At 46.3% G+C, this 15,912-nt stretch carries 19 protein-coding genes and 4 tRNA genes; all 23 read left to right on the top strand.

Annotation, left to right across the window (positions count from 1 at the left end; translation table 11 throughout):
• The first annotated feature begins 20 nt into the window (after positions 1–20).
• Positions 21–1,139 (top strand): cytochrome c oxidase subunit II, encoded by a 1,119-nt coding sequence (locus IE117_RS03280; RefSeq protein WP_189562906.1) that lies wholly within the window; start codon positions 21–23, stop codon positions 1,137–1,139.
• A gap of 30 nt (positions 1,140–1,169) precedes the next feature.
• Positions 1,170–3,050, top strand: a complete 1,881-nt coding sequence (locus IE117_RS03285; RefSeq protein WP_189562907.1) for a cytochrome c oxidase subunit I — start codon at positions 1,170–1,172, stop codon at positions 3,048–3,050.
• Positions 3,025–4,044 (top strand): COX15/CtaA family protein, encoded by a 1,020-nt coding sequence (locus IE117_RS03290; protein ID WP_189562908.1) that lies wholly within the window; start codon positions 3,025–3,027, stop codon positions 4,042–4,044. The genes IE117_RS03285 and IE117_RS03290 overlap by 26 nt, the downstream gene beginning before the upstream one ends.
• A 44-nt stretch (positions 4,045–4,088) precedes the next feature.
• A complete protein-coding gene (gene cyoE, locus IE117_RS03295) occupies positions 4,089–4,982 on the top strand; it encodes a heme o synthase (RefSeq protein WP_189562909.1) in 894 nt (297 codons plus the stop codon).
• A gap of 103 nt (positions 4,983–5,085) precedes the next feature.
• A complete protein-coding gene (locus IE117_RS03300; protein ID WP_229580262.1) occupies positions 5,086–5,673 on the top strand; it encodes a cytochrome c oxidase subunit 3 in 588 nt (195 codons plus the stop codon).
• A 15-nt stretch (positions 5,674–5,688) separates the two neighbouring features.
• Positions 5,689–6,453, top strand: coding sequence for a cytochrome c oxidase subunit 3 (locus tag IE117_RS03305; RefSeq protein WP_189562910.1), 765 nt, complete (start codon positions 5,689–5,691; stop codon positions 6,451–6,453).
• Between the two features lie 21 nt (positions 6,454–6,474).
• Positions 6,475–6,822: a cytochrome C oxidase subunit IV family protein gene (locus IE117_RS03310; RefSeq protein WP_189562911.1), complete on the top strand. Its 348-nt coding sequence runs from the start codon at positions 6,475–6,477 to the stop codon at positions 6,820–6,822.
• Between the two features lie 4 nt (positions 6,823–6,826).
• Positions 6,827–7,480, top strand: a complete 654-nt coding sequence (locus tag IE117_RS03315) for a thioredoxin domain-containing protein (RefSeq protein WP_189562912.1) — start codon at positions 6,827–6,829, stop codon at positions 7,478–7,480.
• Positions 7,481–7,572: 92 nt separating this feature from the next.
• Positions 7,573–8,112 carry a DUF420 domain-containing protein gene (locus IE117_RS03320; RefSeq protein ID WP_189562913.1) on the top strand — a complete coding sequence of 180 codons (540 nt, stop codon included), beginning with the start codon at positions 7,573–7,575 and terminating at the stop codon, positions 8,110–8,112.
• Positions 8,109–8,393 carry a CAMCR motif-containing small membrane protein gene (locus IE117_RS03325; protein WP_189562914.1) on the top strand — a complete coding sequence of 95 codons (285 nt, stop codon included), beginning with the start codon at positions 8,109–8,111 and terminating at the stop codon, positions 8,391–8,393. Before IE117_RS03320 ends, IE117_RS03325 begins: the two co-directional genes overlap by 4 nt.
• Positions 8,394–8,541: 148 nt before the next feature.
• A complete protein-coding gene (locus tag IE117_RS03330; RefSeq protein ID WP_189562915.1) occupies positions 8,542–9,126 on the top strand; it encodes an RNA polymerase sigma factor in 585 nt (194 codons plus the stop codon).
• Positions 9,113–9,919 carry a hypothetical protein gene (locus IE117_RS03335; protein WP_189562916.1) on the top strand — a complete coding sequence of 269 codons (807 nt, stop codon included), beginning with the start codon at positions 9,113–9,115 and terminating at the stop codon, positions 9,917–9,919. The genes IE117_RS03330 and IE117_RS03335 overlap by 14 nt, the downstream gene beginning before the upstream one ends.
• A gap of 11 nt (positions 9,920–9,930) precedes the next feature.
• A complete protein-coding gene (locus IE117_RS03340) occupies positions 9,931–11,118 on the top strand; it encodes an outer membrane beta-barrel protein (protein WP_189562917.1) in 1,188 nt (395 codons plus the stop codon).
• Positions 11,119–11,281: 163 nt separating this feature from the next.
• Positions 11,282–11,367 (top strand) — tRNA-Tyr (locus IE117_RS03345).
• A gap of 7 nt (positions 11,368–11,374) precedes the next feature.
• Positions 11,375–11,447, top strand: a tRNA-Gly gene (locus tag IE117_RS03350).
• 192 nt (positions 11,448–11,639) lie between these two features.
• Positions 11,640–11,711: transfer RNA gene (locus IE117_RS03355), tRNA-Thr, on the top strand.
• 146 nt (positions 11,712–11,857) lie between these two features.
• Positions 11,858–13,045: an elongation factor Tu gene (gene tuf, locus IE117_RS03360; protein WP_189562918.1), complete on the top strand. Its 1,188-nt coding sequence runs from the start codon at positions 11,858–11,860 to the stop codon at positions 13,043–13,045.
• Between the two features lie 114 nt (positions 13,046–13,159).
• Positions 13,160–13,230 (top strand) — tRNA-Trp (locus tag IE117_RS03365).
• A gap of 22 nt (positions 13,231–13,252) precedes the next feature.
• Positions 13,253–13,444, top strand: coding sequence for a preprotein translocase subunit SecE (gene secE / locus IE117_RS03370; protein WP_189562919.1), 192 nt, complete (start codon positions 13,253–13,255; stop codon positions 13,442–13,444).
• A gap of 39 nt (positions 13,445–13,483) precedes the next feature.
• A complete protein-coding gene (gene nusG / locus IE117_RS03375) occupies positions 13,484–14,041 on the top strand; it encodes a transcription termination/antitermination protein NusG (protein ID WP_189562920.1) in 558 nt (185 codons plus the stop codon).
• Positions 14,042–14,122: 81 nt separating this feature from the next.
• The gene (rplK, locus tag IE117_RS03380) at positions 14,123–14,575 is read left to right on the top strand and encodes a 50S ribosomal protein L11 (RefSeq protein ID WP_189562921.1); all 453 of its coding nucleotides are present in this window, start codon (positions 14,123–14,125) and stop codon (positions 14,573–14,575) included.
• Positions 14,576–14,606: 31 nt separating this feature from the next.
• Positions 14,607–15,305, top strand: coding sequence for a 50S ribosomal protein L1 (rplA, locus tag IE117_RS03385; protein WP_189562922.1), 699 nt, complete (start codon positions 14,607–14,609; stop codon positions 15,303–15,305).
• A gap of 2 nt (positions 15,306–15,307) precedes the next feature.
• Positions 15,308–15,850 (top strand): 50S ribosomal protein L10, encoded by a 543-nt coding sequence (rplJ, locus tag IE117_RS03390; RefSeq protein WP_189562923.1) that lies wholly within the window; start codon positions 15,308–15,310, stop codon positions 15,848–15,850.
• Positions 15,851–15,912 lie beyond the last annotated feature (62 nt).

Here is a 15,912-nt window from a genome sequence, read left to right on the forward strand (position 1 = left end):
CAGTTTAAAGAAATATTCTCATGTCCTATTTAATTGCAATAATTGCCGTCATTTTTCTGGCTTTGACCGTGCTCGTCGTTTCCCGGCTGCAAAAGGTAATGAAAGGGGTCAACGCGGTTAGTGCCGATGGGGAAACCCGGCCTGAGGGGAATAAATGGAATGCCGCGATGTTCCTGATTTTTATGGTGTTGGGTTTGATCGGTTTTGTCTGGTCATACTTGCATACGGAAGCTGATTTCCTGCCCATTGCTTCGTCCGTTCATGGACGCCGTACTGACGATCTTTTCTGGTTCTCGATGGCTGTGTTGACAATTCCCTTTATTATTGTCAATATCCTGCTATTCTACTTTTCCTGGAGATACCAATACAAGGCGGGTAAGAAGGCAACTTATTATCCAGAGAACCACCGCTTAGAACTTATTTGGACCGTGATTCCTGCGATAGTAATGGCTCTGCTTGTATTTACCGGATGGAGGGCTTGGTCTGATATTATGTCAGAAGCACCCAAGGATGCCGAAGTTTTTGAGATTATGGGGAAGCAATTTGGTTGGTATGTACGTTACCCTGGTGTCGACAATAATAAATTAGGTAACTATAATTACAAGCTGATTGATGCCCAGAATGAGATGGGGATTGATCTGTCAGATGAAAACTCTTTTGACGATTTTATTAGTACCGGTGAGTTGCATATTCCTCTCAATAAGCCAGTCCTTTTGAAAATTCGTGCTCGTGATGTCTTGCATAGTGTGTTTATTCCTCATATGCGGGTAAAAATGGATGCAGTGCCAGGGATGCCTACCAAATTTTGGTTCGTTGCTGATAAGTCTACTGCGGAAATGAAAGCCGAACTTAATAATCCTGATTTTGACTACGAGATTGCTTGCACTGAAATATGTGGCACAGGCCACTTCAGTATGCGTTTGCGCTTGATCGTTGAGGATGAGGCCTCCTATCGTCGTTGGATGGCTGAACAAAAGACTTTTCTGGAAACCTACCCAGACTACTTGGCTAAGGTTCCGGACAACTTAAAAGCGAAAGCTATGAAGTATGCTCCTGCTGAGGCTCCGGCCGTGGCAAATCCTGACAGTACAACCGCCCAGGCAGGTGGTGGCATGGGCACTTCGGCTTCGTTTCGTTAAAATTTTAAACTTATTTAATTCTTCGCAAATATGTCAACATTATCAACCGGAACTGACGTAGTCGTGTACGAAGAAGAACACGTACATCATGACGACCCCAACTTTTGGCGGAAGTATATTTTCTCAGAAGACCATAAAGTAATTGCTAAACAGTATCTGATTACAGGTATTTTCTGGGCTATGCTTGGCATTGCCATGTCTGTTGTCTTCCGGATTCAGTTAGGTTTTCCGGATGCTGATATCTCTTGGTTAAAGCCTGTGCTGGGCCAATGGATTAGCGAGACCGGAAAGCTTGATCCTAACTTTTATCTGGCTTTGGTCACGATGCACGGTACTATTATGGTATTCTTCGTGTTGACAGCGGGTTTGAGCGGTACTTTTAGTAACTTCCTGATTCCTTTACAAATAGGAGCTCGGGACATGGCTTCTGGCTTCCTTAATATGCTATCGTATTGGTTCTTCTTTACGGCTAGCGTAGTCATGTTCGCTTCGTTGTTCCTTCAAACGGGGCCGGCAGCTGGTGGTTGGGTAGTTTACCCACCTCTGAGTGCATTACCACAGGCACATTTAGGGTCAGAGCTAGGAATGAGTTTATGGTTGATTAGTATGGCACTTTTCATTGTGTCACAGCTTCTTGGCGGAATCAACTACATTACGACGGTTATCAACCTTCGTACACGTGGTATGACTTTCAATAAGTTACCGCTCACGATCTGGGCATTCCTGATTACGGCGGTGCTTGGTTTGATTTCTTTCCCAGTGTTGCTTTCTGCTGCACTGTTACTGATTTTCGACCGAAATTTCGGTACCAGCTTTTACCTATCGGAGATTTATATTGCTGGTGAAGCGCTCCCTAATGTTGGTGGTAGCCCAATATTGTTTCAGCACTTGTTCTGGTTCTTGGGACACCCTGAGGTATACATCGTACTACTTCCCGCCCTGGGGATTACTTCCGAGATTATTGCCACCAACTCACGTAAGCCTATATTTGGCTACCGTGCTATGATCGCCTCTCTTCTTGGAATTGCATTTTTGGCATTCATTGTGTGGGCACACCATATGTTTGTTACGGGCATGAATCCATTCTTGGGATCTGTTTTTATGTTCTTGACGCTAATCATTGCTGTGCCATCGGCGGTAAAAGCATTTAACTATATTACCACACTATGGAAAGGTAACATTGTGTTCACTCCTGCGATGCTTTTCTCAATTGGTCTGGTTTCTTTCTTCGTATCAGGCGGATTAACGGGTATTATCTTAGGAAACAGTGCGCTTGACATTCAGTTGCATGACACTTATTTTGTAGTAGCACACTTTCATATTGTAATGGGCGCAGCTTCGGCCTTTGGTTTCTTTGCCGGAGTATACCATTGGTTCCCTAAGATGTTTGGCCGGATGATGAATAATACCCTCGGTCAGATCCACTTTTGGATGACTTTTATAGGAGTCTACTTGGTCTTTTTCCCGCTTCACTATATCGGTATTGCTGGCTTCCCACGTCGTTACTATCAGTTCACTACTTACGACTTTACCAGCTCTTACACTGATCTGAATATGTTTGTGACGGTGGCAGCCATCCTGACTTTCTTTGCGCAGTTTATTTTCATCTACAACTTCTTTTCTAGCATTTTCACCGGTAAACGTTCGCCCCAAAATCCATGGCGTTCTAACACGCTGGAATGGACGACTCCTATCAAACCGGGGCACGGTAACTGGCCTGGCGAGATTCCTGCCGTGTATCGATGGTCTTACGATTATAGCAAGCCTGGTGCTGCCGAAGACTTCATTCCCCAAAATGTGCCGTACTCTCAAACGCTCGAATCCAATCTTCCGCACGAAAACGAGGAAATAAAGATGGAAGCCGAGATTGAGGCGCAAAACTTCAATGATCAGTTCGACCAACCTCACTGATTCCCCACATAGTCGCCTTTTCCGGCGTCTGACTTTAGTGACAGTAGTCACGGTGTATCTGCTTATTATCGCCGGAGGCATTGTCAGAAGTACCGGAGCAGGTATGGGCTGTCCCGATTGGCCCAAATGCTTTGGTAGCTGGGTACCTCCAACTGAGGTGTCTCAGCTACCATCGGATTATCAGGAGATCTACGGAGCTAAATTAAAAGGGGAGGTCGAATTCAACGCGGTCAAGACGTGGATCGAGTATGTCAATCGACTCTTGGGCGCATTCACAGGGCTACTGATTTTCGCTGTTTTGGTGGTTTCAGTTCCTTTTCTACGTTCCGGTCATCCTAAGTTATTCTACGCTAGTTTGGCAGCGTTTATTCTGGTCGGCTTTCAAGGCTGGCTTGGCTCCAAGGTCGTTTCAACCGAGCTGCATCCTTTGATGGTCACGCTACATATGGTAGTTGCAATAGTCATTGTGTTTGTACTGCTATACATCTTAGCTCGGAGCTATTCTGAAAATCTGGCTGCTGGAAAGGTTCAAAATGCAAAGAGGATAAACACTCTTATTCTGACTGTCATTGGTTTATCATTTGTTCAAATTATTATTGGGACTCAAGTACGGGAATCGATTGATTTGGTAGTTGCTCGCTTAGGATACGCATCTCGAAACCGATGGATTGAAGAATTGGGTTTAGAATTCTATATTCACAGGTCCTTTTCCATCATCCTTCTCATAGCCAATATTCTCCTGTATTTTTGGGTGAATAAATTCGTTTCCTCGTTCAGCCCGTTGAGTACCCTGGCTCGGTGGGTGCTTGTTGTTGTTGGGCTGGAAATAGCTGTAGGAATAATTCTGGCCTACATGGGAGTACCTGCATTCGCTCAACCTATCCACCTGACATTGGCTGTACTTCTTGCGGGTGTACAGTTCATTATGTGGTTGAGCTTAGACATGAATACGAAGGAGCAAGATCACTGTCGTTTGGTGGCCGAACTTTCCTGAATTCAAGCTTTTTTAACTAAGGCATTAAAAACTTTTAGCAACGAATGATCGCATCCGACAACAGTTTGTCAAGTGGAAGTTTAGTTGGGATTAAGGCCAAAGCTTTTTTTGAGCTTTTAAAGTTTCGTTTGGCGGCACTAGTGGCTTTCTCAGGTGCCTTCGGTTACAGCCTTGCTGTGCCGACGGTTAACTGGGCGATGTTGGGGTTATTTTGTCTAGCGGCGATTGGTATTACCGGTGCTGCCAATATCATAAACCAAATCATCGAAATCGATCTGGATAAATTGATGAAAAGAACCGCAGATCGACCATTGCCGAGTGGGAGGGTTACGGTTCAGGAGGCCGCAATTTGGGGCGTTTTCCTAGGAGTTTCATCGCTTCTGATTTTCGCCCTTTACTTTAATGTGGCAACTGCATTACTAGCTGCACTTTCCACTGTTCTTTACGGGTTTGTTTATACCCCGTTAAAACGAGTCGGACCCATTGCAGTATTTGTTGGAGCAATTCCAGGCGCCTTCCCGCCGATGATTGGTTGGGTTGCCGCTACTAATCACTTTGGTTTAGAGCCAGGCATTTTATTCGCTATTCAATTCTTCTGGCAGTTTCCGCATTTTTGGGCCATTGCCTGGGTACTGGACGAAGATTACAAACGGGCGGGTTTCAAAATGCTTCCATCCAAAGGAGGTAAGGACCTCAACACGACCATCCAGATTATGATCTGGACGCTCTGCCTGATACCGGTTGGCTGGCTGCCTTTCAAACTAGGCATGACTGGAATCAATTCTGCGTTTATTGCCACTGTTTTTGGCGTTCTGTTTCTGGCCCAGACATTTCATCTCATGCGTAAATGCACGGATAAAACTGCATTGCAATTGATGTTTGGCTCATTTATTTATCTACCCATTGTACAGATAGCGTTTCTACTCGATAAGCTTTAGAAAATCCAGGTTTGGCTGTCAGCATTTGGGCATTAACTTTATTAAAGAAGGGAATTAGAGATATTTATTCACTAATTCAAGATTCACTAATTTACTATTGACCGTGGAAGCAACACATCAGATACCCATACAGAAAGAGCCGGAAGCCACCCTTTCGGTGGACCCGAAAAAATTTATTCTCTGGCTTTTTATAGTCAGTATTGTCATGCTTTTTGCCTCGCAGACCAGTGCATATCTGGTGCGCAGAGCCGAAGGGAACTGGCTTGAATTTCAGATGCCTATTATCTTTTGGTATAGTACCGTGGTTCTGTTTTTCAGTAGCATTAGTATGCAATGGGCTTATAATTCGGCAAAAAAAGATAATTTCACCCAACTGAAAACGGCAATTTCTATTACTTTTGCGCTGGGACTCTTGTTTCTCGGGATGCAGTTTCAAGGCTGGCGAGAAATGGTAGACATGAAAGTTTACTTTGTCGGCAATCCCTCAGGATCATTTTTATACGTTTTCACGGGCTTGCACGGTTTCCACCTGATTAGCGGACTAGTTGTTCTGCTTACTGCTTTGGTGGCAGCGTTTCGGTTCAAGGTGCATGCTAAAAGTCTACGTCGCATAGAGATTTGCGCTACTTATTGGCACTTTTTGGATTTCCTCTGGATATATTTGTTTTTCTTTTTATTGACCTTCAATTGATAATTTAACGACGCGATGGCTGCAACGACTACCGATACCCTGCCCAGAAGAATGTGGCTGGGAGGCATTGAACCCATGAAAGCCAGCTACGGCAAGCTAATGATGTGGTTCTTCCTCATCTCGGATACTTTTACTTTTTCTGCTCTGCTGGTTTCTTACGGATTGGTACGTTTCAGCTATCCTGCTTACGATGGTGCAGTAGCTGATTTTACTTTCTCTAACCTGTATTGGCCCATCCCTGAAAAGGTTTACGAAGCAGTGCCCTTTTTGCATGGTATTGAATTGCCGCTGGTGTTTGTCGGTATTATGACATTCATTCTCATTTTCAGCAGCGTTACCATGGTATTAGCTGTGGAGGCAGGTCACCGCATGGATCGTTCAGCGGTTGAAGTGTACATGCTTTGGACCATTTTGGGGGGCTTCACTTTTTTAGGTTGCCAGGCCTGGGAATGGGCTCACTTTATTCATGGTACAGAAGGTGGCTCGGTTATTCGTGAGATTGTAGACGGCCAATGGGTGGAGCGAACGATTTTTGGCGCCAATTTAACTGAAAACCAATACGGTCCTCCCGCTTTTGCAGACTTCTTCTTTTTTATTACGGGCTTTCACGGAACGCACGTTTTCAGCGGAGTGCTACTGAATATCCTGATTTATTATCGTTCTGCAACAGGCTATTATGACCGTCGTGGCCATTATGAAATGGTGGAGAAAGTCGGCCTTTACTGGCACTTTGTGGATCTGGTGTGGGTATTTGTATTTACTTTCTTCTATCTGGTATAAGTTCTTTAAATCAATATAATTATGGCTGAAATACATGCAACCCCTCAACAAGCAGCCGCTCGCCACGACGACGTTCCAGTAGACGGCGGTGCTGCCCAGCGCAAACAGATTTGGAAAGTATTTATCATACTTTCTGTCATAACGGCATTTGAGTTCCTGATAGCATTCACGATGCAGACCAGCATGCTGAAAGTAGCAATCTTTGTGGGTCTTACCGTTGTGAAGGCGTTCTATATCGTAGCAGAGTTCATGCACTTGAAGCATGAAGTGAAATCCTTGATTTGGTCCATTCTGATTCCAGTCATTTTTGTAATATGGTTGTTGTTAGCCCTGATGCTGGAAGGTGGCTCGATCTTTGAAGCGAGATAAGCTTATGCGGAAATATATAAAAACCGGGTTACTGATGCTTACATTGGTGTTCCCGGTTTTAATTTATTTGTTTCTCAAAGTTTTCACCACCAACCACTACGACCTCCCTTACTTTGTGCCGCTTCGGGACGTTGCGAACAACGCCATTGTTCAATCCAATGGCGATACTACTTTCTACCAAATTCAGGATTTTTCCCTGAAAACCGCTGATGGCAGTACCATCTCGACGGCTTCTCTGCAAGGGAAAACAATAGTGATAAGTACGGTCTCTTCTCCCTGCGCTGACACCTGCAAGGAAGTTTTAAGTCAGCTTGCCCGCGTTCAGAGTTTACATCAGGCTTACCCTGCTTTCTTTGTTTTGACTTTGGTAAGTGAGGACAATCCACAACTCATCTCATCTATTAAAGAAAGTAGAGAAGTGGAGGAAGCATGGAAGATAGCTACCGTGCCGGATTCTGCATTCAGCCTTATCCTTCAAGACGTTTTTCGACTGAGCGAAAAAGTACCAGGGCTGCAAACCATTTCTCCTCAAGCAAGGTTAAGTTTGGTAGATGACGCAGGCTTTATTCGAGGATTCTACGACACCACCGATCCCGAAGAAGTTGATCGGCTGATGGCCGAAATAAGAATTCTCGAACACAATCGGAAGCAGGACTAGTTATAGTTATTTTAAAAAGTCGGGAAAGGATTGTATAGATTTTACGAGAAAGCCACTGTACACCTTTCATTCTACATTGTCCTTAAAATAAGTTGGAAACGTTAGTTTTAGAGAAGAGCCGGAAGTACAACCGCCTTATTAATGTATTAGCGGTGGCCATTCCGTTAGTGGTAGCAGTTTTATTGGGTTTGAGGCAAAAGGTAGATTTGGGAAGTTGGACCAAAATTTTGCCGCATGTTAATGCTGTTATCAATTCGCTAACGGCTATTCTGTTGGTAGTTGGTTTTCTTTTTATCCAAAGGAAAAACGTTGCTGCGCATCGCCGTACCATGACGGCGGCCTTCGTATTGGGCTCGCTGTTCTTGGTGAGTTATGTGTTGTATCACCTGAGTAATGAATCCACAGCATTTGGTGGTGAAGGATTGATCCGGCCCATCTATTACTTTCTTTTGATAAGCCATATTGTACTTTCAGTCGTGGTGGTTTGGTTTGTGTTGAGGGCGGTTTATTTTGCGTACAGCAATCAGATTATTGAGCATAAAAAAGCTGTAAAATGGGCGTTTCCCATTTGGTTGTACGTAAGCATTACGGGTGTGATCGTTTATTTGCTAATCAGTCCTTATTACCAATGAAAAAAATATTAAGTAAAATCGTTTTATTGCTGGTGCTATTTGTGTTGAGTGCTGGTCAGTTGTGGGCGCAATGTGCGATGTGCAGGGGCTCTGTTGAGAGTACGATGGGTAATGGGCGTAATAATGTCGGAATTGGCCTCAATACCGGAATCATGTACTTATTCATTATGCCTTATTTGATAGTTGCTTTGTTTGCCTATTTCTGGTTTAAAAATAGCAGGAAGGCTCGCGAACAACAGAGAATGGTTGCTGCCCGCGTCCAGCAGGCGATGGGAAGCTGAAGTTCCTATAAGGTGTTATAAACACGATCAATTGAAAAAGGGAAACGACTCATAAACAGTCATTTCCCTTTTTTTGTAAAAAAATAATTAATGCCATGCAACCTGCCGGGGGGGAATGTGCATCTTGCCATTGAAACACCCCGAAGGAATGTCACGAATACTACCCCTCTTTGATAAGGAAGCCCAAATGGTAAAAGCCCTTCGTCAGGGCGACCCCAAGGCGCAGCGTCAGTTGTACGATCGATATGCGTCACGGATGTTAGGCGTATGTATACGATATGTTGGCGACCATATGACTGCCGAAGATGTACTGGTGGAAGGGTTCATGAAAGTTTTCGATAAAATCGGGCAGTTTAAAAGCGAGGGGAGTTTTGAAGGCTGGATGCGACGGATTATGGTCAATGAGTCGCTCGGCTACCTCCGGCAACGGAAGCGGATTCAGGAAGTGGATATAATCGACGAGGCCCAGCAGGTGGTTGATACCAGCCTGGCCGACGAAGCGCTGGAAACCGAAGAGATGTTGCAGATGATCGACACTTTACCCATAGGATACCGGACTGTGTTCAACCTATATGCCATCGAGGGGTATACTCATGCCGAAATCGCCGAAAAGCTCGGTATCACGGAGAGTACTTCCAAATCGCAGTTGCACCGGGCCCGGGCATTGTTGCAACAGCTTGTGACTGATTGGGAGAATGAATTAAAAAAAAAAATAGAATATGAAGAAGCATAATAATATTGACGAACTCTTTGCCCGCAAACTTTCAGGTCTGGAAAGAACACCGTCTCCTGACCTGTGGCAACGAATCGAGCAAGGGCAGGAAAAAGAAACCCGTCGCTTAGGTGCCTGGTACTGGTATGCTGCCGCCAGCGTCACGATACTGCTCATGGCGGGTTATCTGGTCTGGCAAAGCCAAACGGAAACCTTCGAGTCACAGGGGCAATTGGCCAGAACGGAGCAAGTGACCAGGACAGACACAGATAAGCCAGACTCGCCAGCTTTTCAAACGGCTGATACTGAAAAGTTGGAAATTGAACGGAATGATGTGTCGGTTCTGCCGAATGACAACCGTGTGGTTGCGCAGATAGATGTTTCCCCTACGATCATAAATGCGACTGCTCCTAAGCAACCGGAGACTGAAAGAACGCCAATTCTGGAAGATATGAAAATTGCTAAAGTTGTAGCAAGAGAAACTAGTCCTGAACAATTGGTTGCTAAAAATGAAGATGTAAAATTATCACAGTCCGTAGAAGTACCTGGCACGGCACTAACTGATCTTTCACAGAATCGGGTGATCGTAGCGCACGTAGAAACGGAGGATTTAACCACAGAAACTCAGAAGTCATCCAAATTTCTCCGGGTATTGCGTCAATTAAAAAACGCCAAGCAGGGAGATGAGGTGGAGTGGGATGAAATAGGCATCAATCCAAAAAGAATCCTCGCCCGCGCCGACGAACGCATCCGCAACGGGGAAGATAAAATTTCCGACAAGTACCAGGAACTGAAAAATAAGACCAAACTTTAACTTTACATACCATGAAAAGCACCTTAAAATCCCTCATTTTATGCGTGGTTGTCGCGCTGAGTTCCGTGGCTGCTTACGCTGCACCGGCTCCAAAAGATTCAATCATCATCACCTTCGGAGACAAAACCCGGATGATTATTTATGGAGAGGACCGTAAGGAACTCGACAAGCTGATGAAGTACGACCTGAATTCGCTGCTCAAAGACCTGGGAGCACGCCTTGACACAATGACAGGTGAAACCAAAATCTATTTTGAAGATATTGATGGACGTAAGTACATGAAAGACAGTGCCGACGTTAAAGATAAAAACTACGTCCGAATCGGTCTGCGTGGCATCCGCATCAAAGACGGCGATACCGAAGTCACAATTACCACCCGAGGTGTTGACATCAAAGACGGTAGCGACCGGGTACGCGTCGGCGGTGATCGCGACGACAGTGACTACGATAGTGACCGCCGTAGTGGTGGCATCGATACTACTGCCCGCGGCGGTGAAGGGCGCCGTGACCGAGACTATGAAGAAAACGACGATAACGACGGCGATCGGGTCATGCGCATACGTCGGGTGCGGAAATATTCCAGTCCGCGCCGGGGCTTCAACGTAGCTTTGGGGCTGAATGCCTATGCCCAGAACGAGCCGGGTACTTTTAATACAGAAGAGTACGATTTGCGTCCTTTTGGATCGCGCTATATTAGCCTGGGTTTGGTAAAAAGTGCAACCCTGGCCAGGGGCAAAAACGCTGGCCTGCATCTGGATTTTGGTCTCGACGTAGCCTGGAACAACCTGATGTTTGAGGGTAATAACACTATACAAAAGGATCTGTCCTCTATCCGGTTTCCGTTAATCCTTGACAATGAGAATCGGGAGATAGATGTGCGCAAAACCAAGTTGACGGTGCCTTATGTTAATTTCTCGCTCATGCCAACCGTCAGCTTTCCTGGTTCATTCATTTCCTACATTAGTGCAGGAGGATATGTGGGGTATCGTTTGGGCGGCTACTCAAAAATCAAATACCCCGATGGCAAAAAAGACAAAGAAAGAAGCAACTATTATCTCAACGACTTCCGCTATGGTGCGGCCTTCGAATTGGGTATAAAAAACTTCCCGGACTTCTTTGTTCACTATGATATGAACAACCTGTTTCAGGATAATCGCGGACCAGCGGTAAAAATGATTAATTTTGGAATTCGTTTTTAAGTTGGTAAAACCGCCTTTAACGGCAGCTACGGAGGGATTTGGAGCTGCCGTTGAATTTTTATTCGAAAAATTTTGCAAAGAATTTTGGCAATAACTGAAAAGGCTATAATTTTGCGACTCCAAAGTGAATCGTGGAGGGGCAAAATGCTTTGAAATAGTTCGAGGGGGTGTACCAGAGTGGCCAAATGGGGCAGACTGTAAATCTGCTGGCGTACGCCTACGGTGGTTCGAATCCATCCGCCCCCACCAAATGTTTGCGGGAGTAGCTCAGCTGGTAGAGCGATAGCCTTCCAAGCTATAGGTCGCGAGTTCGAACCTCGTCTCCCGCTCATTGTAGCAGCCCAACGAAGCGATCACCGAAAATTATTCTGTTGGAATTATTTCGATGATCGCTTCGTTATTTTAAATTCACACCATTGTATCTTAGGAAGTATCGAACTTCCTTGATAAAGAGATGATTAGGTAGTTTAGCCGGTGCGGCTCAGATTTCCGCAGTGGTCAACAAAATAAGAAACCAAGACGCCGTTGTAGCTCAGGGGTAGAGCACTTCCTTGGTAAGGAAGAGGTCAGGGGTTCAAATCCCCTCAACGGCTCACGATAAATTGTCCTTTCTTGGTGAGGAAGCGAGAAAGAAGTATGCAGGGCATACGGCGGCCCGGCTCACCAAGTTTTATGCCGTACCATACCATCCTCGTTAAAAACACGTATTAACACTTAATTAAGTATAACCTAAGAAAACATGGCAAAAGATAAGTTTGACCGCTCGAAACCGCACGTAAACATCGGTACAATCGGACACGTTGACCACGGCAAAACTACGTTGACCGCGGCCATCACCACCGTACTGGCGGGTAAGGGTCTATCCTCGATTCGTGACTTTTCATCAATCGACAACGCGCCCGAAGAAAAAGAGCGTGGTATTACAATCAATACTTCACACGTAGAATATCAGACTGCCAATCGTCACTACGCGCACGTTGACTGCCCAGGTCACGCCGACTACGTGAAGAACATGGTGACAGGTGCTGCCCAGATGGATGGTGCCATTATCGTAGTAGCTTCTACGGACGGTCCTATGCCCCAAACCCGCGAGCACATCCTGCTGGCTCGCCAGGTAGGAGTGCCCCAATTGGTGGTGTTCATGAACAAAGTGGACATGGTGGATGACCCCGAGCTGCTGGAACTTGTTGAAATGGAAATCCGTGAGCTTTTGAGCTTCTACGATTACGATGGCGATAATATTCCTGTTATCCAGGGCTCAGCCCTCGGCGCTTTGAACGGCGAAGAGAAATGGGTGAAGACGGTGGAAGATCTGATGGATGCTGTTGACAGCTATATCCCCATCCCTCCCCGCATGACAGACCTGCCTTTCCTGATGCCTGTCGAGGACGTATTCTCGATCACGGGTCGTGGCACGGTTGCTACCGGTCGGATTGAGCGTGGTGTTATTAACTCGGGTGATCCTGTGGATATCCTGGGTATGGGCGCCGAGAACCTGAAATCTACGATCACGGGTGTGGAAATGTTCCGCAAGATCCTTGACCGTGGCGAAGCGGGCGATAACGTCGGTTTGCTGCTGCGCGGTATTGACAAGGAAGATATCCGTCGTGGAATGGTAATATGTAAGCCAGGTTCAGTGAAGCCACATGCTCACTTCAAGGCTGAGGTTTACGTACTGTCGAAAGAAGAAGGTGGCCGTCACACGCCGTTCTTTAACAAGTACCGTCCACAGTTCTATTTCCGTACCACGGACGTAACGGGTGAGATTACTCTGCCTGCTGGCGTGGAAATGGTAATGCCTGGCGATAACATCACGATCGAGGTAACTTTGATCAACAAAATCGCAATGGAGAAAGGCCTTCGTTTTGCTATCCGTGAGGGTGGTCGTACGGTAGGTGCCGGTCAGGTTACTGAAATTCTTGACTAATATCTAGCAAACAATTGAGAACAAGTGCATTTCCTTGCGAGATGCACTTGTTTTTTATAAAAAAAGGCTATCTTTGCAGCCCCAAACCCCTAGAAATTAGGGAAGGGATCAAATACGGGTGTAGTTCAAGGGTAGAATAGCGGTCTCCAAAACCGTTGATGGGAGTTCGAATCTCTCCACCCGTGCTACGCGTTTTCTAACAACAAAATGGATAAACTCACCGCATTCTTTAAAGCTTCCTGGGTTGAAATCACCCAGCACGTGACTTGGCCTCCTTTTAGCGAGTTGCAGTCCAACACAACGCTCGTACTGGTGGGATCACTCATTTTCGCCTTCGTGGTGGGGGCGATGGATTTTGTTTTCGACAACGCGCTCAATCTATTTTATCAGACTTTCTAAGACGCTTCACTGCAGGCGGCTTGAATAATCCAGAACGGCATGAGTAGCGTGAATTGGTTCGTATTACGGGCAATATCGGGACAAGAGAAAAAGATCAAGACATACATTGAGAATGAACTCTCCCGACAAAACCTGACCGAATACGTACCGGAGATACTGATCCCGACGGAGAAGATCTATGAAATGCGGAATGGCAAGAAAAGGGTTCGCGAAAAGAACTTTTTTCCCGGCTACATCATCATTTCTGCTGATCTGTCCAAAGGAGAAGTACAGCACATTATTACCAGTATGCCCGGCGTGATCGGTTTTCTGGGTAGCGCGGACGGAAAGAACGCCAAAGTACCCGTACCACTGCGCCAGTCGGAAATTAATCGCATCTTGGGCCGTGTGGAAGAGGGTGCGCAGGAGGAAGAGGCTCCGTCGATGTCATTCCTTCAAGGAGAAAGTGTGAAAGTAGTCGATGGTCCGTTCAGTGGTTTCATTGGCACCGTTGAGGAAGTCTTCGACGAAAAAAAGAAATTAAATGTAGTGGTAAAAATATTCGGGCGGAGTACTCCCGTTGAACTCAGTTACGCACAAGTAGAAAAGGAAAGCTGATACATTTTTCGGGCAGGACTGCTTCCTCTGCAATTACACCGTAGAAAGTATCGGGTGACCATCCAATTAATCTAAAAACAAATGGCAAAAGAAATAGGCGGATACGTAAAGCTTCAGGTGAAGGGTGGCCAGGCCAATCCCGCACCTCCTATTGGACCTGCGTTAGGTTCCAAAGGATTGAATATCATGGAGTTTTGCAAGCAGTTCAATGGCCGTACCCAAGATAAAATGGGTATGGTGTTGCCGGTAGTCATTACGTTCTATAAGGACAAGTCGTTCGACTTCGTCATTAAGACGCCCCCCGCCGCCATCTTACTCATGGAAGCCGCCAAAATAAAAAAGGCCTCCGACCAACCCAACCGCGTTAAGGTAGGCTCGGTTACTTGGGAGCAGGTTCGTCAGATCGCTGAAACCAAGATGCCCGACCTGAATTGTTTCACGGTTGAGTCAGGAATGAAGCAGATTGCGGGTACGGCTCGTAGCATGGGCGTGACTATTAAGGGTAAAGCCCCGTGGGCAACTGAGAAAAAATAAGCGTCGGTCTGACGCCTAAGCAAACAGCAACATGGGAAAATTAACAAAAAAACAGAAGGAAGCCCAGTCGAAAATCGACCCGGAACAGGCTTACTCATTCATGACGGCAGCGGAGGTCCTTAAGGAAATCAGTTACGTCAAGTTTGATGCGTCGGTAGACATCGATGTTCGTCTGGGAGTAGATCCCCGTAAGGCCGACCAGATGGTGCGTGGCGTCGTTACCCTGCCACACGGCACAGGTAAGGAAGTGCGCGTACTCGTATTGTGTACGCCTGAGAAGGAAGAAGAAGCCAAAGAGGCGGGCGCTGACTTTGTGGGTCTCGACGAGTACATCACGAAAATCGAAGGTGGCTGGACTGACATAGACGTCATCATCACGATGCCTAACGTCATGGCCAAAGTAGGCCGTCTGGGTAAAGTGCTTGGTCCCCGTGGACTAATGCCTAACCCTAAGTCGGGTACCGTTACGATGGACGTAGGTAAGGCGGTACAGGAGGTGAAAGCTGGTAAGATCGACTTCCGGGTTGACAAAACCGGAATCATTCACGCCAGTATCGGCAAGGTGTCTTTCGACGCCGAGAAACTTGCCCAGAACGCCCAGGAAATGATGAGCACTCTGGTACGGATGAAGCCGTCTTCGGCCAAAGGTACCTACGTAAAAAGCGTTTACTTGTCGAGTACGATGAGTCCGAGCGTTTCTATTGATAAAAGCACGATCTCAGGTTTATAATTATGACGAGAGAACAAAAAACAGAACTAGTAGCGGAACTGAAGCAAAAGTTCGAGACCACTCCCTATTTCTACATCGTGAGTGCTTCTGGCATGAACTCGGCGGAAACGAGTAACCTCCGCCGCATGTGCTATGAGCGCGGCGTAGAGTACCGGGTAATCAAGAACACGTTGATTAAGAAAGCACTGGAAGACCAAGAGGTCGATTATGCTCCTTTTAACGACAATGTACTGAAGGGCTTCTCGGGCGTGATGTTTCACCCCGAGTCAGGTAAAGTTCCTGCGCAGCTTATTAAGGACTATCGTAAGAAGTCAGGCAAGGATAAGCTCCAATTTAAGGGAGCGTCCGTTGATGCGTCCCTGTTCATTGGGGCCGACCAAATTGACCGCCTGATCGCTCTGAAATCCAAGCAGGAAATGTTGGGAGAAGTGATTGCCATTCTGCAATCGCCCGCCAAGAACGTGCTGGGTGCCCTGCAGAGCGGTGGCCACAAGCTGGCTGGCATTCTCAAAACTTTATCCGAAAAGGAAGAGCAAGCAGCATAACAACCCATTGATGACCCGAGCGGAGTTGGCGAACCACCGGGATCTTTTACACGCCGCATTTT

It is taken from the genome of Persicitalea jodogahamensis (genome assembly GCF_014651615.1).
GTDB lineage: Bacteria > Bacteroidota > Bacteroidia > Cytophagales > Spirosomataceae > Persicitalea > Persicitalea jodogahamensis.